This window comes from Flavobacterium sp. LM4 (assembly GCF_002017935.1).
In the GTDB taxonomy this organism is placed as follows: Bacteria; Bacteroidota; Bacteroidia; order Flavobacteriales; family Flavobacteriaceae; genus Flavobacterium; species Flavobacterium chungangense.
Genome location: NZ_MUFW01000002.1, coordinates 384,077 through 406,081 on the forward strand (window position 1 = coordinate 384,077; position 22,005 = coordinate 406,081).

The following is a 22,005-nucleotide window of genomic DNA, read 5'->3' on the forward strand; positions in this document are numbered from 1 at the left end:
TTTTTCTGAATGAGTGATAAAATATGTATCAAAAAAACATCAATTCAGTAATTTATAACTTTAAAAAATAACAAAATAACAGTCTAAAAAAAGTTGTTTAATTACACCAAAGAATAAACTGTAACACTTAATGGCGGTAAAATTAATTCAACAGAAAAATCCCTTCCATCATAGGAAGAAGATTCAATCTGTAAAGTTCCTGGATTACCTACTCCACTTCCGCTGTAAAGAGGAGAATCAGTATTAAAAATTTCTTTTAGCTTTCCTTTGTGAGGAATTCCAATTCTATAATTTTCCCGAACTACCTGAGTAAGATTGCAAACAACAATCAAATTTTCTTTAGAATTATTTCCCTTTCGGATATACGATATAACCGCATTTTGATGATCCGAATAATTAATCCACTCAAAACCTTCACCACTAAACTGTTTTTCATATAAAGCAGGCTGTGATTTGTACAATAAATTCAAATCGGTCACAATCTTTTTTATGCCTGAATGATAATCATACTGCAACAAATGCCAGTCGAGGCTGTTTTCAAAATTCCACTCGGCAGTCTGCCCAAATTCAGAACCCATAAATAATAATTTGGTTCCCGGATGGGTAAACATATAACCGTAAAGCAACCTTAAATTGGCAAATTTCTGCCATTCATCGCCCGGCATTTTATAGACAATAGACTGTTTCCCATAAACCACTTCATCATGTGAAAAAGGCAGCATGAAATTTTCGGTAAATGCATATGTCATTGAAAAAGTCAAATCATTCTGATGATATTTTCGGTAAACGGTTTCTTTCTGAAAGTACTTTAAAGTGTCATGCATCCACCCCATCATCCACTTCATTCCAAAGCCTAAGCCTCCTGTAAATGTTGGTCTGGAAACCATTGGAAAAGAAGTACTTTCTTCTGCAATTGTCTGAACACCTTGAAAATTAGCGTAGATTACTTCATTAAATTCCTTAAGAAAACTGATAGTTTCTAAATTTTCATTTCCTCCATAAATATTAGGTTCCCATTCGCCATCGTTTCTGGAATAATCCAAATACAACATCGACGCTACAGCATCAACACGTAAACCGTCAACATGATAATTTTGAAGCCAAAAAACAGCATTACTGATTAAAAAAGCGCGAACTTCATTACGACCGTAATTAAAAACAAGGCTTTTCCAGTCGGGATGATATCCTTTTCTGCGATCCGGATGTTCATACAAATGTGAACCGTCAAAAAATCCAAGCCCATGTGCATCATCAGGAAAATGGGATGGGACCCAATCTAAAATTACCCCAATTCCGGCCTGATGTAATTTATCTACCAACACCATAAAATCCTGTGGTTTTCCAAAACGGGAGGTTGGTGCAAAATAACCAACTAACTGATAACCCCATGATGGATCATAAGGATATTCCATAACAGGCATAAATTCTACATGTGTAAAACCTGTTTCTTTAACATAAGTAACCAAATCGTCAGCCAATTCCAAATAGGTTAAAAACTTATTATCATTACCACGTTTCCAGGAGCCCAAATGTACTTCGTAAACCGAATAAGGTTTATCTAAAGCATTCTTTTCATTACGCGACTGCATCCAGTTTTCATCTTTCCAGCTATAATCTAAATCCCAGACTACAGAAGCAGTATGGGGTGGTTTTTCGCAGTATAAAGAAAAAGGATCTGATTTTTCAGTTACGATTCCGTCAATGTTAGACTGAATCTTGTATTTATAAAGTGCGCCTTTATCTAAATTTGGAATAAAGCCTTCCCAAATACCTGAAGAATCCCAACGTACCTGAAGTAAATGCTCACCCTGAGTCCAGTAATTAAAATCGCCTACAACCGAAACAGATTGTGCTGTTGGAGCCCAAACAGCAAAATAAACACCTTTAACCCCATTGACTTCAACTAAGTGTGCACCTAATTTTTCGTATAATCTAAAGTGTTTTCCTGCCTTGAATAAATCGATATCAAAATCGGTAAATAGGGAATGCGTTATAACGTTGGACATATATTATTAGTAATTAGTGAATAGTACTTAGTAATTAGTTGTTGTTTATTGATGAGTAATAATGGTTCTTAGTAACAGTTCATTTATTTTAATGATTTTTCCTAGTAATTACCTCTCGCTAATCACTACTTACTAAAGGACTAAAAATTAATCTATCCTGAAATTATCCGGAAGCACCACTCCTTTTTTAATGACAACAATACCATCTTTAATACTGTATAATTCATTAGTGAAATTTTCTAAATGCTTACCTCCGTTAATATAGACATTATTTCCGATGCGTACATTTTTATCAACTAAAACATTTTTTATAAAGCAATTTTCTCCAATTCCAATATGTATCTTATTATTTATAGTGTCCTGATTCATTTCATCGAGATCCTGATAAAAATCATTCCCCATTACATACGAATGCTGAATAACAGTTCCGTCACCAATTCTGGAACGTATGCCAATTACAGAACTTTTTATTTCCTGTGCATTGATGATACAGCCTTCAGAAATTAGCGATTGATTAATATTTGAATTTCTGAATTTTGATGGCGGTAATAATCTTGGGCGTGTGAAAATCTTGTTATCGTTATCAAATAAATTAAATTCTGGTATATCTGCAGTTAAACCAATGTTTGCTTCGAAAAAGGATTCTATATTTCCAATATCTGTCCAATATCCTTCATACTGATAACTCAGGATTTTATGTTTACCAACAGCTTGCGGAATAATTTCTTTACCAAAATCTTTGGTATCAGGATCTGACATCAAATCTTCCAATAATTGGCGGTTGAAAATATAAATTCCCATAGAAGCCAGGTATTTTTTTCCCTGAGCCTGCATTTGCTCGCTTACTTCCGATTCCCATTCTGGTAAAAGTGAAGCATTTGGTTTTTCGATAAAAGCTTCAATGCAGCTTTCATTATTGGTTTTTAAGATTCCAAATTCAGGAGCATCCTTTGCATTTACTGGCAACGTCGCAATAGAAATCGCAGCATCGGCAGCAATATGAGCGTCCAGCATTTCATTAAAATCCATTTGATACAACTGATCTCCGGAAAGTATTAAAGCATATTCAAAATCATGTTTTAAAAAATGTGACATACACTGACGAACAGCATCTGCAGTACCCTGAAACCAGGTTGGGTTATCAGGAGTTTGCTCGGCAGCTAAAATATCAACAAATGACTGACTGAAAATACTAAAATTGAAAGTGTTTTTAATATGCGCATTTAATGAAGCCGAGTTAAACTGGGTCAAAACAAATATTTTAAAAATATCCGAATTGATACAATTGGATATCGGAATATCGACCAATCTGTATTTTCCACCAATCGGAACAGCTGGTTTCGATCTGGTTTCTGTTAATGGATATAAACGTGATCCCTGACCACCTCCTAAAATAATAGCAACGACTCCCTTTTTGTTAACTTTCATTTTTTTCAATTATTTGGTTATATATTTCGATATATTCTTGGCAAACTCTTTCCCAGGAATGATCTGTAGCCATCCCTCTTTTTATTATTTGATTGAAATGATTCTTATCAGTATATAATTTTACAGCTCGATTAATCGAATAGCAAACATCCTCAACCGAAGCCTGATCATGACAGATTCCGTTTCCATTATCACCAAAATCAATTACTGTATCCCGCAAACCACCAGTTCTTCTTACTATTGGAATGGTTCCGTATCTCAAAGCATACATCTGGTTTAACCCGCAAGGCTCTACTCTTGAAGGCATTAAAATAAAGTCTGAACCTGCATAAATCAAATGCGCTAATTCTTCATTATAACCAATAAAAACATTATAATTTCCTTGATATTCTTCTTTTAACTGAACTAATTGACTTTCAATATCAGGATTTCCCGATCCTAAAATCAGGATATTCAAATTTTCGAAATTCTCAGACAAAGACAACGCCGAAGCTTGAGGCAAAAGATCACCTCCTTTTTCATCAAACAATCTGCCGATAAAGCTAAACAAAGGCTTAGCAGAATCTAATTCGAATCGCTCACACAATTTTTCTTTATTCTTTTGTTTTCCAAAGTCAAAGTTTTCAATAGAATAATGTTCTTCCAGCATTTTATCAGTTAGCGGATTCCATACTTCGATATCTATTCCGTTCAAAATTCCTCTTGATTTGATCCGAACTTTATTAAATAATGATTCCAGTCCGTTTGCAGAAACATTAATTTCATCCAGATAACTTGGAGAAACAGTAGTCACTGCACCAGCACATTTAATCGCTACTGCCAACGAATTCAAACAATTATCCCATTCCAGAAAACCGGCATGACGTACATCAAACTCCGGGATATAATTCATTTTATCATGATTAAACCATCCCTGATACAATCCGTTATGAATAGTAATAACGGTTTTAACATTACTTAGAATTTCATATTTATAACAATACAGAAGCATAAACGGAATTAATCCTGTATGATGATCATGACAGTTGATGACATCCGGAATTATATTCTCCTCTAAAATCCAGTTTAAAGTAGCAATTTGAAAGGATACAAAGCGTTCAATGTCATCTTCATAACCATAAACATTTGGCCTGTCAAATAATTCTTTTATTTCAATCAGATACAATTCATATCCTAATTTATCTGTTGCTTCTTTTAAGACATTAAATGGAAAATCAAAATTCCCTAATACAACATTACCGGAATATACCGTTTCAAAAACATTTTCATTTTTAAATTTAGTATCATAACATGGAACTACTACCCTGACTTCATGATCCGCTTTTTTTTGGTATTTAGGTAATGCGCCAACAACATCGGCCAAACCGCCCACTTTTGCCATTGGATAACACTCAGCACTAATATGAAATATTTTCATGTAAGACTTCTATTTATAAAATTGATACTGGAGTCTATTAATATTAAAACTCTGATAATTTGTGGTACTTTTATGTTTTTTAAATTTAGGAAAAAATAAATAAAATTTAGCCTTGGAGTAAAATTTATCATTATGCCAAAAAAAACACCAAATCCTACAAAATCTCTAAAAATCCCATTCTTTATTATTGTTTCTGTCAAATTATGTGCGATTATTTCCCATAAACTCGTTACGCTATATGCGGCTAAACTTTTTACAACACCAATAAAACATAAAATTCCGAAAAGAGAATTAAAAATGGATTCAGAAAGTATCCAAAACACACTTCATATTCCTGCTATACATAAAGATATTACGGTTTATGAATATGGAAAAAAAAATAAAAAAATATTGCTGGTACACGGTTGGTCAGGAAGGGGAACGCAATTGTTCAAAATCGCTGATTCATTATTAGAAAATGGATATTCAATTGTGAGTTTTGATGCTCCTGCCCACGGAAAATCTAAAGGCAGTACTACTATAATGTCTGAATTTATAGCCTCGATTTTAGAAATTGAAAACCAATATGGTCCTTTTGAAATTGCTATTGGTCATTCATTAGGTGGAATGTCGGTTTTGAATGCACTCAAAAACGGCTTACGAGTTAAAAAAGCTGTAATCATTGGAAGTGGTGATATTGTACAGAATATTTTGGATGATTTTATTTCTAAATTAAAGTTAAAACCCGAAATTAGTGTTCGTTTGCGTAATTACTTTGAAAAAAAATATCAGGTAAAGATGGATGATTTTTCGGCGTATAAAGCCGCAAAAGAAATAGAAATTCCAGTCTTGGTAATTCATGACAAAAATGATCCGGAAGTTCCTGTAAAAGCTGGAATTCACATTCATAATAATCTTCAAAACGGTAGTTTATACTTAACTGAAGGTTTAGGACACCGCAAAATTCTAGGAAGTCATGATGTAATCAAAAAAATTTCAGAATTCATTGGAGAACAACAATAATTAAATTGAAATTGACATGGATTTATTTGGAGAAAAAAGAAATTGGGAACAAGATTTAAAACCCATTTTAAAAAAATATAAGGGCAAAAAACATCCTTTGAATTATGAAAACACATATCAGTTATTGGTAATGGTTGTTTTATCAGCGCAGGATTCTGATGCGAATATCAACAATATAGCTCCAGATCTGTTTACTAAATTCCCAACATTAAAAAGTTTATCAAAAGCAGATTCAGAAACTTTTACACCATACGTCAGCAAAGTTCGTAATCATGCTACCAAAACAAACTGGCTTTTAGAAATTGCCCGAACCATAAAAGATGACAAAAGTATTCCACTCACCATGAATGGACTTACCGTTTTGAAAGGTTTAGGAAGAAAATCTGCCAATGTGATTTTAAGGGAAACCGATCAGCCTGCAGAAGGCATTATCACTGACTTGCATGTAATTCGTGTTGCTCCCAGACTTGGAATTGCACAGGAAAGCAAGGAAGGCAACAAAGTAGAAAAACAATTGATGGAAGCTTTACCAAAGAAAATCTGGTCAGAAATTGGTATGGCAATTTCTTTTTTAGGCAGGGAAATCTGTCGGCCACAACCTAAATGTGAAGAATGCGTTTTGAATGATATTTGTTATTATTTTCTACATCTTAAAAATGGAATTTGATTGAACTATACCCGCTGGGTGAAATTAAAAATAAGTGTCAGGCTGAGTCCATTCGTCTTCGCTCAGGATAAACTTAGTCGAAGCCCTTTCGTATTCAAAAGCCTTCGACTCCGCTCAGGATGACATTAATTCCTTAAGTTATAAATGATATTTTACTCCCGATTTTATACTTTTTATAATCAAATCAATTTTTTTAATCAATTCACCCAACGGGTTAACCTATCTCTTTAGATATAAAAAAATGTCATCATCAGTTTTTTTTCAAAAAAAAAATATCGTAATATTGCAATATAAAAATAAGATAATGGGCGCAACTAAAACAGATCATTTTACCGATAAGCAAAATCAGATTGCTATAATTGCAAAAGCATTGGGGCATCCTGCCAGAATTGCCATCATTGAATACTTATTAAAAGTAGATACTTGTATATGCGGTGATATTGTAAATGAACTTCCTCTTGCACAACCTACAGTTTCTCAACACTTGAAAGAATTGAAAAACGCAGGTCTCATCAAAGGAAACATTGAAGGAAATTCGATTTGCTATTGTATCGACGAAAAAACATTTGATACCTTAAAGGAATACTTTTCTAAAATTATCCTGACTGTTACAAATCAAAAATGCTGTTAATATGGAAATTGCTTTTGTTATCTGTATAATATTATTAATCTTATATTCAGCATTAGCATTGTTTGATGGATTGTATTTACATCTTTATAAATATCGTTTGCATGAAAATAAAGAGAGTAAATTTGAGCATCTCATGCATACTATAAGAGCCTTTTTATTTTCAGGTATTCTTTATACATTGTTTATTAGCATCGAAAATAACAAACTATTTATTATAGGTTTACTATTTATTCTTCTGGACATTTTTATAATGACTATCGATGCATTTGTAGAAAAAGACAGTCGGGAATTTATGGGTGGTCTACCTCGCTGGGAGTATATGATACATCTTTTGGTAAATGGTTTTCATTTTGCCGGTCTTGCTGTATTTCTAGTTCTTAAAATCAATCTTACAAAAGAAGGCATGATGAGCTTGCAAAATAATTTTCAGGAATTTGAAAGTTATAATCTTTTTAAAATAATTGTTCTAAATATCTTACCTGGTTCAATTTTAATAGGCTTACTACATGTTTTGGTTTATATACCTGGATTCAATTTTTACTTTAGAAAAATCCAACTTAAGTGTTGTTAAAAACTTTTTTTCGCAACAAAAATCGCAATATTGCAATAAACAATTAAATAAAAGATTATGAAACTTTCAGAAATCAAACAAATACTGAATACTGTTGAAACAGTAAATTTTCAATTACCAAACGGAAGCTATGTTCCGGAATATTTTCATGTAACCGAAGTTGGTTTAATTACCAAAAACTTTATTGATTGTGGCGGAACGGTTCGCAAAGAAACTGTTGTTAATTTTCAGCTTTGAGATGCCAATGATTTTGAACATCGCTTAAAACCACAAAAACTCATTCATATTATCGAGCTTTCGGAAAAGGTTTTGGGTATTGAAGATTTTGAAATTGAAGATTTTGAAATTGAAGTAGAATACCAAGACCATACTATTGGCAAATATGATTTAGACTTTAATGGTAAAGATTTTCAACTTCTTAATAAGCAAACGGCTTGTTTGGCTCAGGAAAATTGTGGAACTCCTAAAGAAAAATCTAAATTGAATCTTACCCAACTTCATACAGACAACACTAATTCCTGCACTCCTGGCGGAAGCTGCTGCTAATTTTTACATCTAAGAAAATGCTAAATAAAGAAATCTTATTTCCTGAAATTGAACAAACCGTGTTATCTTTTGATTTTGATGGAATTGACTTTGAACGCAAAAATATTTTGCAGCCGCTTATAGATTTTATTCAGTTTAAAGTTGACAGTAAAGAAGATATTCGCCTGAATTTAATTTGTACACACAATTCCAGAAGAAGTCATTTATCGCAAATTTGGGCGCAAACGGCAGCCCATTATTACAGAATCAAAAATATTTTTTGCTATTCGGGAGGAACGGAAGCTACAGCAATGTTTCCAAAAGTTGCTGAAGTTTTAGAAAACACAGGTTTTAAAATTCAAAAACTTTCTCAGGAAAACAATCCCGTTTATGCCATAAAATTTGCTGAGAATGCATCTCCAATTATTGGTTTTTCTAAAACTTATGATGATATATTCAATCCTGAAAGTGGTTTTGCTGCAATTATGACCTGCTCACAGGCTGACGAAGGCTGTCCGTTTATTGCAGGGGCAGAAAACAGAATTCCGATTATGTTTGAAGATCCAAAAGCTTTTGATAATACAGCACAGCAAACTGAGAAATATCAGGAACGCAGTCTTCAAATTGCAACTGAAATGTTTTATGTTTTCTCTCAAATAAAAAAATAATATGGCTATAAATCATTGTACTCCGGTTGCCGAAAGAAAAAAACTGGGTTTTCTGGATCGATTTCTTACAGTCTGGATTTTTCTTGCCATGATAATAGGTGTTGCTATTGGCTGTTTTATTCCGTCAAGCGGAAATTTTATAAACTCCTTTTCCAGCGGAACTACCAATATTCCGTTAGCAATTGGACTCATTTTGATGATGTATCCGCCTTTGGCAAAAGTGAAATATGAAAACATGGGAGAAGTTTTTAAAAATACAAAAATCCTTGGCGCTTCATTATTCCTAAATTGGATAGTTGGACCAATATTGATGTTTGCACTGTCGCTTCTATTTTTAAAAAGCTATCCGGAATACATGATTGGTTTGATACTTATTGGTTTGGCTCGCTGCATTGCAATGGTTGTGGTTTGGAATGATCTGGCTGATGGAAACCGTGAATATGCCGCAGGATTAATCGCTTTAAACAGTATTTTTCAGGTTTTGCTTTATAGTGTTTACGCCTATATTTTTATCACGATTTTACCTCCTTATTTTGGGTATACAGGATTTAACGTGGATATAAGCATTGGGCAAATTGCAGAAAGCGTAGGCATTTATTTAGGAATTCCTTTTGTACTTGGTAGTATAAGTCGTTATAGCTTGGTAAAACTTAAAGGAGAAGAATGGTTTCAGAATAAATATGTTCCCTTTATATCTCCTGTTACCTTGATTGCTTTACTGTTTACGATTGTGATTATGTTTAGTTTAAAAGGAGAATTGATTGTTGAAATTCCGATGGATGTACTTCTAATTGCGATTCCTTTGGTGATTTATTTTGTTGTCATGTTTGTCATTAGCTTTTTTATCGGAAAGTATTTTGGTGCCGATTATTCGAAAAGTGCTGCGATTGCTTTTACAGCTACAGGAAATAATTTTGAATTAGCAATTGCGGTAGCCATTGGTGTTTTCGGAATTAACAGCGGACAGGCTTTTGCAGGTGTTATTGGTCCATTAGTAGAAGTTCCTGCATTGATTGCACTTGTGAATGTTGCTTTTTGGTTTAGAAAAAAGTATTTTTTTAGATCCAATTATTGAAGTTTTAAAATATTAGTTTTTAATCAATTTCTAATTAAGCCTAAAGCCTTAGCCCAGATGGAAACGGCATCCTTTTGTGGCAGCGTTTGCCACAAAAGATATAGTGTACAGCTGGAAATAGCTCCTAAAGACAATAAAGTATCTTTTAAATCTGAAATAAATTGAACATTAACATATCATTTAAATATTGTACACAGATATTATTAGTATTTTTGGAGCTATTTCAAAAATTCGAATCACGCTATGCGAAAAACTCAGCTCTTTTTAATTTTTTTTATCAGTATACAAATTTCTTTTGCTCAACAGCCACAAAAACCTAATGCTGTTGAAATTTATAATCAAATTCAAAAATTAAACTTTTTAGGATCTGTACTGTATATTGCAGCACATCCTGATGATGAAAATACGCGATTAATTTCATATCTATCCAATGAAGTAAATGCCAGAACCGGTTATTTATCTCTAACACGTGGCGATGGTGGACAAAATTTAATTGGCTCTCAATTACGTGAATTATTGGGTGTAATTAGAACTCAGGAATTAATTGAAGCCAGAAAAATTGATGGCGGGGAACAATTTTTTTCTCGTGCGAATGATTTTGGTTTTTCTAAAAACCCTGATGAAACTTTAAAAATATGGGACAAAGACAAAGTACTTGCCGATGTTGTCTGGACCATTAGAAAATTCCAGCCAGATGTAATCATTAACCGTTTTGATCATCGTTCCCCAGGAACTACTCATGGACATCATACTTCATCCGCAATGCTGAGTGTTGAGAGTTTTGATTTAACAAATAATCCTAAAATATATCCTGAACAATTAGAATATGTAAATCCATGGCAGGTGAAACGACAGTTTTTTAATCCGTCGTGGTGGTTTTATGGCAGTCAGGAAAAGTTTGATGCTGCTGATAAAACTAAATTTACTACACTGGAAACTGGTGTTTACTATGCCGGAACAGGAAAATCTAATCAGGAAATTGCAGCTTTAAGCCGCAGCCGTCATCAATCGCAAGGTTTTGGAAGTACAGGAAGCCGTGGTAACGAAACTGAATATCTGGAACTGATAAATGGAGAGAAACCAAAAGACCGCAACAATTTATTTGATGGAATTGACACTACATGGAACCGTGTCAAAAACGGAAAACCAATTGGGGAACTGATTTCAAAAATTATTGCCAATTATAATTTCAACAATCCATCAGCCAGTATTCCTGATCTGGTAAGTGCCTATGATATGATTCAGTCTTTGGAAGATACTCATTGGAAAGATTTAAAATCGGATGCTATAAAAAACATCATCGCATCCAGTGCAGGCCTATATTTAGAAGCAGTTGCCGAAGAACAGGAAGCAACACCAGGAAGCACTATTAAATTAAATGTTGAAGCAATCAACAGATCTTCAGTTGAAATGCAATTGACAGGCTTAACTTCTTTACCGGATAACAAAACCACGGTTAAATATAAACTTTTCTTAAAAAACAATAACGACCAACGATTAAAACTCGAAATTGAGCTTCCCGAGACTATGGAATATACACAACCTTATTGGCTGAAAGAAAAAGCTAGTGTTGGAATGTATACCGTTTCTAAGCAGGAAATCATAGGAATTCCCGATATTATCAGAGATGTAAAAGTTGTTTTTAATGTAAAAATTAATGGTATTGAAATTCCGTTTGAAAGAACTGTAGTATATAAATATAACGACGGTGTAAAAGGCGAAATGTACAATTTTCTGGATATTGTACCAGAAGTAACTACTTCAATTCTTGAAAAAGTACTGATTTTTAAAGATAATAAAAGTAAATTGGTACCGGTAAAAGTACGTGCCGGAAAAGATGGTATTAAGGGAGATTTGCAACTTGAGCTGCCTAAAAGCTGGATAGTTTCTCCAAAACTAATTCCGTTTTCTTTGGATAAAAAAGGCATGGAACAAACATTTTATTTTGAAGTTACACCTCCATCAAATTTTGAAGAAGCTATTGCTAAAAGCGTTGCAATTATTAACAATCAACGTTTTGACAAAGATGAAACTGTCATTGATTTTGCGCATATTACCAAACAAATGGTTTTAAAATCTGCTGAATCAAAATTTTTAAAAATTGATTTAAAAACAAGTGGTGGTGCTATTGGCTATATTATGGGTGCAGGTGATGAAGTTCCTGAAAGCTTAGCACAGATGGGTTATAAAGTAACTATTTTAAAACCAGAAGAAATTACTCCTGAAAAACTTGATTCATTTGCTGTTGTCATTACCGGAATTCGTGCCTATAACACTGTAACTGCTCTGGCTAATAAACAATCTATTCTATTTGATTTTGTAAAAAGTGGCAAAACTATGATTGTACAATACAACACTAATGGTAAATTAATTACTGACCAGATAGCTCCTTACCCGCTTAAACCTTCTAATGATCGTGTTACAGAAGAAAATGCGAAAATTACTTTTTTAGCCCCAAATCATCCGGTTTTAAATATTCCAAATAAAATCAGTACAAAAGATTTTGAAGGCTGGACACAGGAACAAGGATTATATTATCCTAACCAGTTCGATTCTGCTTTTACTCCTATTATATCCTCCCATGATAAAGGTGAGTCTGGAAAAAATGGTGCTTTGTTAGTGGCTCCATATGGAAAAGGATACTACATTTACACAGGCCTGAGCTTTTTTAGAGAATTGCCTGAAGGTGTTCCCGGTGCTTATCGATTACTTTCGAATATTATATCGTTAAAACAACCCATAGAGGTTCCAAAACAGGAATTAAAAAACTAAAACTCAAAATGGAAACTAAAAAAGAAAAAAAATGGAAAAAAAGCTATACTTATGTATTAGTTGCTAATGCTGTTTACATTATTATTTTTTTCTTAATCATGCAATTATACTCATAACTTATGCAGCTATTTGACTGGATTGTACTCATTGTTACCCTTCTGTTCATTGTAGGATATGGATCCTGGAAAACCAAAGGCAGCAAAAATGTCGAAGACTTTATTTTAGGAAATAACGAAACACCGTGGTATACTGTAGGGCTTTCAGTAATGGCGACACAGGCAAGTGCCATTACTTTTTTGTCTACACCGGGACAGGCTTATCATGACGGAATGGGTTTTGTACAGTTTTATTTTGGATTGCCTATTGCTATGATTGTCATTTGTTTGACATTTATTCCATTATACCATAAAAACAAAGTTTTTACCGCCTATGAATTTCTGGAAAAACGATTTGATGTAAAAACCCGTTCGTTAGCTGCTATTCTTTTTTTAGTCCAAAGAGGATTAGGAACTGGCCTAACCATTTATGCTCCTGCAATTATATTATCAACTCTGTTAGGCTGGAATTTAACTTTCATGAACATTATTATTGGTGTACTGGTTATCATTTACACTTTCTCAGGAGGAACAAAAGCTGTAAACGTGACTCAAAAACAGCAAATGTTTGTTATTATGTCCGGAATGTTTATTACTTTTTTTCTAATTCTACATTATTTGCCACAGGATATGACTTTTTCAAGTGCCATGCATATAGCCGGTGCAAATGACAAGATGAATATTGTAAATTTTTCTTTTGATCCTGAAGAAAGATATACTTTTTGGAGCGGAATCACAGGTGGTTTTTTCCTTATGCTTGCCTACTTTGGCACTGATCAATCACAAGTTGGCCGTTACTTATCTGGAAAATCTGTTAAGGAGAGCCAAATGGGATTAATTATGAACGGTCTTTTAAAAGTTCCTATGCAATTTTTTATTCTACTAACGGGAGTCATGGTTTTTGTGTTTTTTCAATTCAATCCCGTTCCTTTAAACTTTAATCCGAATAATAAAATTGTTATTGAAAAATCTGCTTTCAAAGACCAATATCATGCGTTGGAAATCAAACTAAATAAACTATCTGAAGATAAAAAAGTAATCAATCTTTTGTATATTGAACAATTAAATCAGGATTATGACAATCCTATTCTTCGAAAAGAATTAGTCACATTATCCAACAAGGAAAAAGATCTGCGAGACCGGGCAAAAGAATTGATTTCTAAAGCTGATAGCAATAGCGAAACCAATGATAAAGATTATGTGTTTTTTCATTTCATTTTACATTATTTGCCAAAAGGACTTATTGGATTACTGCTTGCTGTTATTATTTCGGCAGCGATGTCTTCAACAGCTTCAGGTTTAAATGCTTTGGCCTCAACTACTGCAATTGATATCTATAAGAGAAATCTAAAAGAAGAGAAGTCTGAAAAACATTATCTTAATGCAACCAAATTCTTCACACTTTTTTGGGGAATTGTTGCTATACTTTTTGCTTGTGTAGGTACTTTATTTGAGAATTTAATTCAGTTGGTTAACATAATTGGTTCTATTTTTTATGGTACGGTTCTGGGAATCTTTTTGGTTGGATTTTATCTGCGAAGCGTTCAGGCAAAACCAATGTTCTATAGTGCAATTATTAGCCAGTTTACTATTTTCGTCATTTATTACTTTATGATATACATTTACCCTAGTGGTGAGGAAAAATTAGGTTACTTATGGTTGAATTTTATTGGTGCAATCCTAACGATCTTATTATCATTATTTATGCAAATTTCTTTTTTTAAAAGAAAAAATAATGAGTTGAGCGAGTTATAGTTCTATTTGCTTTTTATAATATCACTGAATATGCTGAATTTTAATTTTACTCCGTTTCCGGTTATAGAAACAGATCGTTTGATTTTAAGACAAATTACAAACGACGATGTAAATGAAGTTTTTGAATTACGTTCTAATCCGGAAACAATGAAATACATTCCCAGACCTTTAGTAAAATCTAGTGAAGACGCGCTCGAACATATTGCAATGATTGAAGAAAAAATAGTAACAAATACCGGCATTAATTGGGGAATTACTTTAAAAACCAACTCTAAACTCCTTGGTATTATTGGTTATTACAGAATGCAGCCTGAAAATTACCGAGCCGAAATAGGTTATATATTACTTCCTGATTTTCACGGAAAAGGAATTATTACAGAGGCAGTACAACGATTAATTACTTTTGGGTTTAACGATTTAAAACTACACTCAATTGAAGCCGTAATTGATCCTGAGAATTTTGCGTCTGAAAAGGTTTTACAAAAATGCAATTTCGTCAAAGAAGCTCATTTTAAAGAATCTGACTTTTATGAAGGAAAATTTCTGGATAAGGTAATTTATTCACTATTGAATAATTAAAATTTCATTAATAATGAATGCTTAAAAAAAATATAATTATCATTATTAAATTCCATTATATTTACAGGCAAAACAAGATAATTTTACTGTTTTCAACTTTTAAGCATGAAAAAAATACTTTTTATAATTGTTTTTATATTTTCTGGTAGCGTACAAAGTCAAACATATGTAAAATTTAATGTTTTTACAGCACTTGCTCTTGTTCCAAATGTAGGAGTAGAAACCAGTATTGGAGAAAAAACTACTTTTAGCTTTGATATAATGGCTTCCTTTTGGGAATCAGTTGATGGCAAAAAACCAATGAAGTTTATTACTTATACACCTGAAATACGATACCATTTTAAAGAAAAATATGATGGTTTATATGCTGGAGGCCATATGGGATTTGATAGTTATGAACTTCAAAAATGTGATTATTGGAATGATTTCCCAAATCGCTATGAGAAAGGAATGGGCTACAGAATTGGAGCCACAATTGGTTACAATAAAAAACTAAATAATAAATTTTTATTAGATATTTTTATTAGAGGAGGCTGGCATCACGGCTTTTATAAAGGTCATTATAATGATGGAACGCCCGGAAGTTATGAAAACATAAAAAATTGGAATAAAAGTGGTGAATGGCTTCCATACGGAGGGGGAATTATGATTTCCTACAAAATAAATTAATTTTCAGGAAACTTAGATAGTGATTTCACATACAATTCTTCTACCTTTTTTCTAGCCCAATCTGTCTTTCTTAAAAAAGTCAAACTTGATTTTATACTGGGGTTTTCAGTAAAGCATTTTATCGAAATTAATTCACTCAAAGTATCAAACCCATAATAATCAACTAATTTTTCTACTATCGTTTGAAGTGTAATTCCGTGTAAAGGATCTTTTGATTTTTGATTTTCCATTCTGCAAATTTATATCATTTCTACAAAAACAATTGCTCTTTCATATATTTGTTCTTAAATTTGTCATCTATGTTAAAAACTGTCAATATACTGAATAAAAGAGCCAGGTTTGATTATGAAATAATCGACACCTACACTGCCGGAATTGTTTTGGCCGGAACTGAAATTAAATCCATTCGATTAGGAAAGGCAAATATTACCGAAAGCTTTTGTGAATTTAGTAATAATGAGCTTTTTGCCATTAATACCTATATCGAAGAATATGCCTTTGGAAATCAATTCAATCATAAATCAAGAAGTGAGAGAAAATTGCTATTGAACAGGAAAGAGTTAAAAAATCTTCAAAAAAGTGTTCAGGCAAAAGGATTGACTATAGTACCGCTAAAATTATTTACAAATGAAAAAGGACTTGCCAAACTACAAATTGGTCTTTGTAAAGGAAAGAAAAATTACGATAAACGTGAATCCCTGAAAGAACAGGACACGAAACGTGATTTGGACCGAATTAAAAAAGCTTTCAATTAGTCTTTTTTCTATAATAAAGCAATATGATGAGTATTGCTTTTTTTTTATAAATTACTGGAGGTTAATTTTAATATTCAAGACTCAAAAAAGCTTTTCCAAGATTTTTAATAATATCCGAGGCAATAAAAGATTGATAGCCTGTTTGGGGTAAAGCAATATCAGCCGTCAATCCGTGAAGAAAAACACCCAATTGTGCTGCCTCAAGGGGCTGATAACTTTGAGCAATCAAACTAGTAATAATTCCGGTTAGTACATCTCCGCTTCCCGCCGTTGCCAAAGCAGCATTTCCGGTGGTATTTTGACAGACAGTAGTTTCATTTATAATAAAAGTTGGTGCTCCTTTCATCACTATAATAACGTTATATTGTTCTGAAAAAGCGATTGTTTTTTCAAATTTATGAGATTCGGAGTCCCATTTACCTATTAAACGCTCTAACTCCTTTTGATGTGGCGTTAAAATTGTTTTCTCAGGAATCAGTTCAAGCCAGGACTGGTTTTCTGACAAAATGTTCAAAGCATCAGCGTCAAGAACCAAGGGTAATTTATTCACTCTCAAAAATTCAAACAAACCCTTTTGTGTAGCCAGATCCTTCCCTATTCCGGGCCCGATTCCAATTGCTTGCGGAATAAAAGGCAAATTTATCTGAGTGATGAAATTTGTATTTTCATCAGTGAGAACCATAACTTCAGGATTTGAAATCTGCAGAATTTGATAACCACACTTTGGTATAAAAGTCGTCACAAGTCCACAGCCGGATTTGATACACGATTTCGAAGCCAGAACTGCTGCCCCTATTTTACCATAACTTCCGGCAATGATAACTCCATGTCCCTGAAGTCCTTTGTGTGTTAATGAATTTACAGTTTTGTAAAATTTAAGAATTTCTTCTTTTGTGATTAAATAGGATTTTTTCATTTAGGCAATTTAATATTTAAAGTTACATAAAAACTGAATACAAGTTATTATAAGCATAGAGCCGTAGCCCTGGTAGTAGTGACATCCTTTTTGTTTTTTCTTCAAAACAAAAAGATATAGCGAATAACAGGGCACGAGCTAAAAGCGAACTAAAGAAGTAAACAGCTCCTAATCATTGCGAAATTTATAATTTAGACGCCTTATTTTAGATATTTTTTAAATAAATTTGCATCTCAATTTTTATAAAACAATAAAATGAAAAATACTGCGCTTACGCACATACATGAAGGTTTAGGAGCAAAAATGCTGCCTTTTGCAGGTTACAATATGCCAATTACGTACGAAGGTGTTAATGCTGAACACGAAACGGTTCGTAACAGTGTGGGCGTTTTTGACGTTTCGCACATGGGAGAGTTTTTATTAACAGGCCCGAACGCTTTGGCTCTAATTCAGAAAGTGACTTCAAATGATGCTGCTACACTTACAATTGGGAGAGCACAATACTCCTGTTTACCTAATAATGAAGGCGGAATTGTAGACGATTTGATTGTTTATAAAATGAAAGAAGAACAATACTTATTAGTAGTTAATGCTTCAAATATTGAGAAAGACTGGAACTGGATTTCATCTCATAATGATTTAGGGGTTGACATGAAAAATCTTTCAGATGATTATTCATTATTGGCAATTCAGGGACCAAAAGCGGTAGAAGCTATGCAATCTTTGTCTTCAATAGATTTGTCAGCAATTGAATATTATCATTTTGAAGTGGCTGATTTTGCAGGAATTGAACATGTAATCATATCTGCTACCGGCTACACAGGTTCCGGAGGATTTGAAATTTACTGTAAAAATATTGAAGCTGAACAGGTTTGGAATAAAGTTTTTGAAGCCGGAGCTTCTTTTGGTATCAAACCAATTGGACTTGCTGCCCGTGATACTTTACGTCTTGAAATGGGATTTTGTTTGTACGGAAACGATATTAATGATACAACATCTCCTCTTGAAGCAGGCTTAGGATGGATTACAAAATTCAATAAAGATTTTACAAACTCAGAAAGCCTGAAAAAGCAAAAAGAAGAAGGCGTTTCTAAAAAACTGGTAGCATTTGAAATGCAGGAACGCGCTGTTCCAAGACATGATTACGAAATTGTAGATGCTACCGGTGCTGTAATTGGTAGTGTTACCTCCGGAACTATGTCACCATCAATGAATAAAGGAATTGGTTTGGGATATGTGACTGTAAATCATAGTGCAATTGACAGCGAGATTTTTATCCGAATCAGAAAAAATGATGTTGCTGCTAAAGTTGTAAAATTACCTTTTTATAAGAAATAATTAAGTCATATCCATAACTTAAAATGCATTACTTAATTGTAGTGCATTTTTTTGTTTTAAATTTATCGATAAAATGATTTTAGCCTATTTTTGTAAATCCTTTTTTACTAAAATACATAGTTTTGATATTAGGAATATTTAGAAAAAATGTAACAGTTTATAAAAAAATTAAACGTAAATTTAATCTAAGATTCACAAATATGAAAAAAGCATTATCGATATTTCTGCTTACAACGAACATTCTATTTAGTCAAAATAGCGATCAAACGTGCGAAATACTTACCAAAATAAATGCACTAATTCAAAGTGAACACATTAGACCAAAGCCTGTGGATGATAGTTTATCAGTATATATTTTTGACAATCTAATGGATGAATTAGACCCTTCCAGAAATATTTTTTTGAAATCAGAATATGACGAGCTCTCCAAAAAATACAGATTAAATTTAGATGATTTAGTCTTAAAAGGAGATTGTAATTTTTTATATGATATCAATGCTAAATACACAAATGGACTTTTACGAACGAAAACTGTTTTAGAGAAAATTCAAGCCGTACCAATTGATTACAATAAAAAAGATACTATCCGGTTTTACAAAAAAGCATTTACGTTTTATCTAAAAAAAGAGGATCTGGAAAAAGTCTGGCAAAAAAAACTCCGCTATCAAATTTTGGATAACATCACTGAAACAAGTAATGATCTCGATTCTATCAAATTAAATTTTAAATCGATTGAATTACAATCAAGAACCACTGTTTTATCAAACGAAATTTGCAGAATCAACACTCTCTTAGAAAGAAAAGACACACAACAGGAAAACCTTTATAACTTTTTCTGTACTTATTTTGATCCTCACACTGCCTACTTTAGTGATGATTCAAAATCCAGTTTTGTAGCCTCACTTTCAAAAGAACATTTTTCTTTGGGAATGAGCTTAAAACTGAATGAAAAAAATGAAATCATTATTGAAGAATTGGACCCAAATGGACCGGCTTTTCAAACAGGACAGATTAAAAAGGGAGATCAGATAGTTTCAATTTCCAATCAAAAAGACACTTTACAAATTTCATGTTCCTCATTAGAATCAGTTTCTACTATGATTTCATCTGAGTCAAATAAAAATATTACACTTACTTTAAAGCGAAATTCAGGCAAAAGTTTTGAGGTTTATATCGAGAAACAAATCATGAAAGACGAGGATAATTCTGTTTATAGTTTCGTTATAGGCAAAAACAGTAAAATTGGTTATCTTAAAATTCCGAGTTTTTACGCAGATCTGAATCAAAATGAAAGAAAAGGATGTGCTGATGACGTTGCCCGCGAAATTATAAAACTTGAAAGAGATAATATAAAAGGTCTTGTAATCGATTTAATTAATAATGGCGGAGGCTCTATGGAAGAAGCCATAAGATTGTCCGGAATGTTTATTGATTACGGGCCAATTTCAATAGTTATAGATAATAAACAGAACAGATCCGTAATTGATGATCCTTACAAAGGTCTTATATACAAAGGTCCTATCGTAGTTTTAGTAAACAGCAACACAGCCTCTGCCAGCGAATTCTTTGCTTCAATATTGCAGGACTACAACCGCGCTTTATTGTTAGGAAGCAATACACTAGGAAAAGCCACAATGCAAACCATTATTCCACTTGATGAAAATACGACTACAGATTTTTTAAAAATTAGCATTAATAAATTTTACAGGATTACGGGAAAAAGCCATCAAAATATAGGAGTTACACCAGATGTCGTACTTCCGGAATTTTATGAAAATGTTTACCAAAAAGAAAGTAATTTTCCAACTGCAATTAAAAACGACAGTATTATCCCGTCATTAAAATACAGACCGTATGTAAAAAGAGCTTTAATTGATAAAATTGCGAAAAACAGCTCAGCAAGACTGGCCGATAATTTTTATTTTAAACAAATCAAAGAAATCAATTCAAAAATTGACAAAATGATAAATGTTCCAAAATCAGAAGTCCCAATGACACTCGATTCTGTTTTTGAACAAAAAATCATTAGAAATAAATTATGGACAGAAATTAATACTTTTAAGGATGATAACAATCCGTTGGATGTTTATAATTCAACAGTCAATCAGTTTTTATTAGGTGTTTATCCTGCCGAAAAAACAATCAATCAATACCAAATTGACAATCTCAAGACAAATCCTTACTTAAACGAAGCTGTAAATATTATTAATGAATTTAATACTTCAAAATAAATTCAGCCTTCCGCTACAAAACACAATTTTAATCTGTTTTACCATTTAAATAAGAAAAATAACTCAACCCAAACTTTTGGCCTTTTCTTTACGATATAACATAATTTAAAAAAGAATAGAGTTTTGATTTTGGAAAAATAAGGAATAACTGTATTTTTGCATCTCAAAATAAAAAATCAGTAATGGGAAGAGCGTTCGAATTTAGAAAAGGAAGAAAAATGAAACGTTGGTCAGCAATGGCCAAAACATTTACCCGAATTGGTAAAGATATTGTTATGGCTGTTAAAGAAGGTGGTCCAAATCCGGATGCCAACTCCAGATTAAGAGCTGTAATACAAAATGCAAAAGCAGCTAACATGCCTAAGGACAATGTGGAGCGCGCTATAAAAAATGCAAGTAATAAAGATACTGCCAACTATAAAGAAATTTTGTTTGAGGGATATGCGCCTCACGGAATTGCAATTTTAATTGAAACTGCATCTGACAATAACAATAGAACAGTTGCCAACATTCGTAGCTATTTTAACAAATGCAACGGTACAATGGGAACTCAGGGATCGGTTGAATTCATGTTTGATCACACTTGTAATTTCCGTATTGCAAAAGGTAAAATTGATGCCGAAGAATTAGAATTAGAATTAATCGATTTTGGAGCCGAAGAAGTTTTTGAAGATGAAGACGGAATCTTAATATACGCTCCTTTTGGCAGCTTTGGCGCTTTACAAAAAGAATTGGAAAATAGAGGTTTGGAAATATTATCTTCAGGTTTTGAGCGTATCCCACAAATCACAAAAGAATTAACTGAAGCCCAAATTGCTGACGTTGAAAAACTAATTGAAAAAATCGAAGAAGATGATGACGTAATGAACGTTTATCATACTATGAAAGAAGAGTAATATTTTAAA

At 32.8% G+C, this 22,005-nt stretch carries 19 protein-coding genes and 1 pseudogene; 15 read left to right on the plus strand and 5 right to left on the minus strand.

Features of this window, described 5'->3' with window-relative positions; translation table 11 throughout:
- Positions 1-101: 101 nt before the first annotated feature.
- The 3 genes from glgB to BXU10_RS15490 all read right to left on the minus strand — a co-directional run bounded on the left by glgB (position 102) and on the right by BXU10_RS15490 (position 4,851).
- Positions 102-2,006, minus strand: a complete 1,905-nt coding sequence (glgB, locus tag BXU10_RS15480; protein WP_078228232.1) for a 1,4-alpha-glucan branching protein GlgB — start codon at positions 2,004-2,006, stop codon at positions 102-104.
- 147 nt (positions 2,007-2,153) lie between these two features.
- The gene (locus tag BXU10_RS15485) at positions 2,154-3,434 is read right to left on the minus strand and encodes a glucose-1-phosphate adenylyltransferase (protein WP_078228850.1); all 1,281 of its coding nucleotides are present in this window, start codon (positions 3,432-3,434) and stop codon (positions 2,154-2,156) included.
- Positions 3,424-4,851, minus strand: coding sequence for a glycogen synthase (locus BXU10_RS15490; RefSeq protein WP_078228233.1), 1,428 nt, complete (start codon positions 4,849-4,851; stop codon positions 3,424-3,426). Before BXU10_RS15490 ends, BXU10_RS15485 begins: the two co-directional genes overlap by 11 nt.
- A gap of 132 nt (positions 4,852-4,983) precedes the next feature.
- On the opposite strand from BXU10_RS15490, the gene BXU10_RS15495 reads away from it, so the two are divergent.
- From BXU10_RS15495 to BXU10_RS15545, 11 genes and pseudogenes are all read left to right on the plus strand, one after another.
- The gene (locus BXU10_RS15495) at positions 4,984-5,853 is read left to right on the plus strand and encodes an alpha/beta fold hydrolase (protein WP_078228234.1); all 870 of its coding nucleotides are present in this window, start codon (positions 4,984-4,986) and stop codon (positions 5,851-5,853) included.
- Positions 5,854-5,869: 16 nt separating this feature from the next.
- A complete protein-coding gene (gene nth, locus BXU10_RS15500; protein WP_078228235.1) occupies positions 5,870-6,520 on the plus strand; it encodes an endonuclease III in 651 nt (216 codons plus the stop codon).
- A 304-nt stretch (positions 6,521-6,824) separates the two neighbouring features.
- The gene (locus BXU10_RS15505) at positions 6,825-7,151 is read left to right on the plus strand and encodes a helix-turn-helix transcriptional regulator (protein WP_031453475.1); all 327 of its coding nucleotides are present in this window, start codon (positions 6,825-6,827) and stop codon (positions 7,149-7,151) included.
- Between the two features lies 1 nt (position 7,152).
- A complete protein-coding gene (locus BXU10_RS15510; RefSeq protein WP_078228236.1) occupies positions 7,153-7,722 on the plus strand; it encodes a hypothetical protein in 570 nt (189 codons plus the stop codon).
- Between the two features lie 57 nt (positions 7,723-7,779).
- A pseudogene (locus tag BXU10_RS15515) lies at positions 7,780-8,268 on the plus strand (DUF6428 family protein).
- A 17-nt stretch (positions 8,269-8,285) separates the two neighbouring features.
- Entirely contained in the window at positions 8,286-8,915 is a 630-nt protein-coding gene (locus BXU10_RS15520) for a low molecular weight phosphatase family protein (RefSeq protein WP_189328099.1), read from the plus strand.
- A gap of 1 nt (position 8,916) precedes the next feature.
- Positions 8,917-9,990, plus strand: a complete 1,074-nt coding sequence (arsB, locus tag BXU10_RS15525; RefSeq protein WP_078228237.1) for an ACR3 family arsenite efflux transporter — start codon at positions 8,917-8,919, stop codon at positions 9,988-9,990.
- 243 nt (positions 9,991-10,233) lie between these two features.
- Entirely contained in the window at positions 10,234-12,762 is a 2,529-nt protein-coding gene (locus BXU10_RS15530; protein ID WP_078228238.1) for a PIG-L family deacetylase, read from the plus strand.
- A 119-nt stretch (positions 12,763-12,881) separates the two neighbouring features.
- On the plus strand, positions 12,882-14,612 hold the full coding sequence (locus tag BXU10_RS15535; RefSeq protein WP_078228239.1) for a sodium:solute symporter: 1,731 nt from the start codon (positions 12,882-12,884) through the stop codon (positions 14,610-14,612).
- A gap of 30 nt (positions 14,613-14,642) precedes the next feature.
- A complete protein-coding gene (locus tag BXU10_RS15540; RefSeq protein ID WP_078228240.1) occupies positions 14,643-15,191 on the plus strand; it encodes a GNAT family N-acetyltransferase in 549 nt (182 codons plus the stop codon).
- A 105-nt stretch (positions 15,192-15,296) separates the two neighbouring features.
- The gene (locus BXU10_RS15545; protein WP_078228241.1) at positions 15,297-15,860 is read left to right on the plus strand and encodes a DUF3575 domain-containing protein; all 564 of its coding nucleotides are present in this window, start codon (positions 15,297-15,299) and stop codon (positions 15,858-15,860) included.
- Here the strand turns inward: BXU10_RS15545 and BXU10_RS15550 are convergent.
- Positions 15,857-16,090: a VF530 family DNA-binding protein gene (locus BXU10_RS15550; RefSeq protein ID WP_078228242.1), complete on the minus strand. Its 234-nt coding sequence runs from the start codon at positions 16,088-16,090 to the stop codon at positions 15,857-15,859. The two genes, BXU10_RS15545 and BXU10_RS15550, sit on opposite strands and share 4 nt — an antisense overlap.
- Before the next feature lie 69 nt (positions 16,091-16,159).
- On the opposite strand from BXU10_RS15550, the gene smpB reads away from it, so the two are divergent.
- A complete protein-coding gene (gene smpB, locus BXU10_RS15555; RefSeq protein ID WP_031453465.1) occupies positions 16,160-16,615 on the plus strand; it encodes an SsrA-binding protein SmpB in 456 nt (151 codons plus the stop codon).
- A 67-nt stretch (positions 16,616-16,682) separates the two neighbouring features.
- Here the strand turns inward: smpB and BXU10_RS15560 are convergent, their stop codons facing one another.
- Positions 16,683-17,531 (minus strand): NAD(P)H-hydrate dehydratase, encoded by an 849-nt coding sequence (locus tag BXU10_RS15560; protein ID WP_078228243.1) that lies wholly within the window; start codon positions 17,529-17,531, stop codon positions 16,683-16,685.
- A 255-nt stretch (positions 17,532-17,786) separates the two neighbouring features.
- Between BXU10_RS15560 and gcvT the strand changes: the two genes are divergently transcribed.
- The 3 genes from gcvT (at position 17,787) to BXU10_RS15575 (ending at position 21,996) form a co-directional block, all read left to right on the plus strand.
- Positions 17,787-18,869: a glycine cleavage system aminomethyltransferase GcvT gene (gcvT, locus tag BXU10_RS15565; protein WP_078228244.1), complete on the plus strand. Its 1,083-nt coding sequence runs from the start codon at positions 17,787-17,789 to the stop codon at positions 18,867-18,869.
- Between the two features lie 200 nt (positions 18,870-19,069).
- Positions 19,070-21,100, plus strand: coding sequence for a S41 family peptidase (locus BXU10_RS15570; RefSeq protein ID WP_078228852.1), 2,031 nt, complete (start codon positions 19,070-19,072; stop codon positions 21,098-21,100).
- A 182-nt stretch (positions 21,101-21,282) separates the two neighbouring features.
- A complete protein-coding gene (locus BXU10_RS15575; protein ID WP_078228245.1) occupies positions 21,283-21,996 on the plus strand; it encodes a YebC/PmpR family DNA-binding transcriptional regulator in 714 nt (237 codons plus the stop codon).
- Positions 21,997-22,005 lie beyond the last annotated feature (9 nt).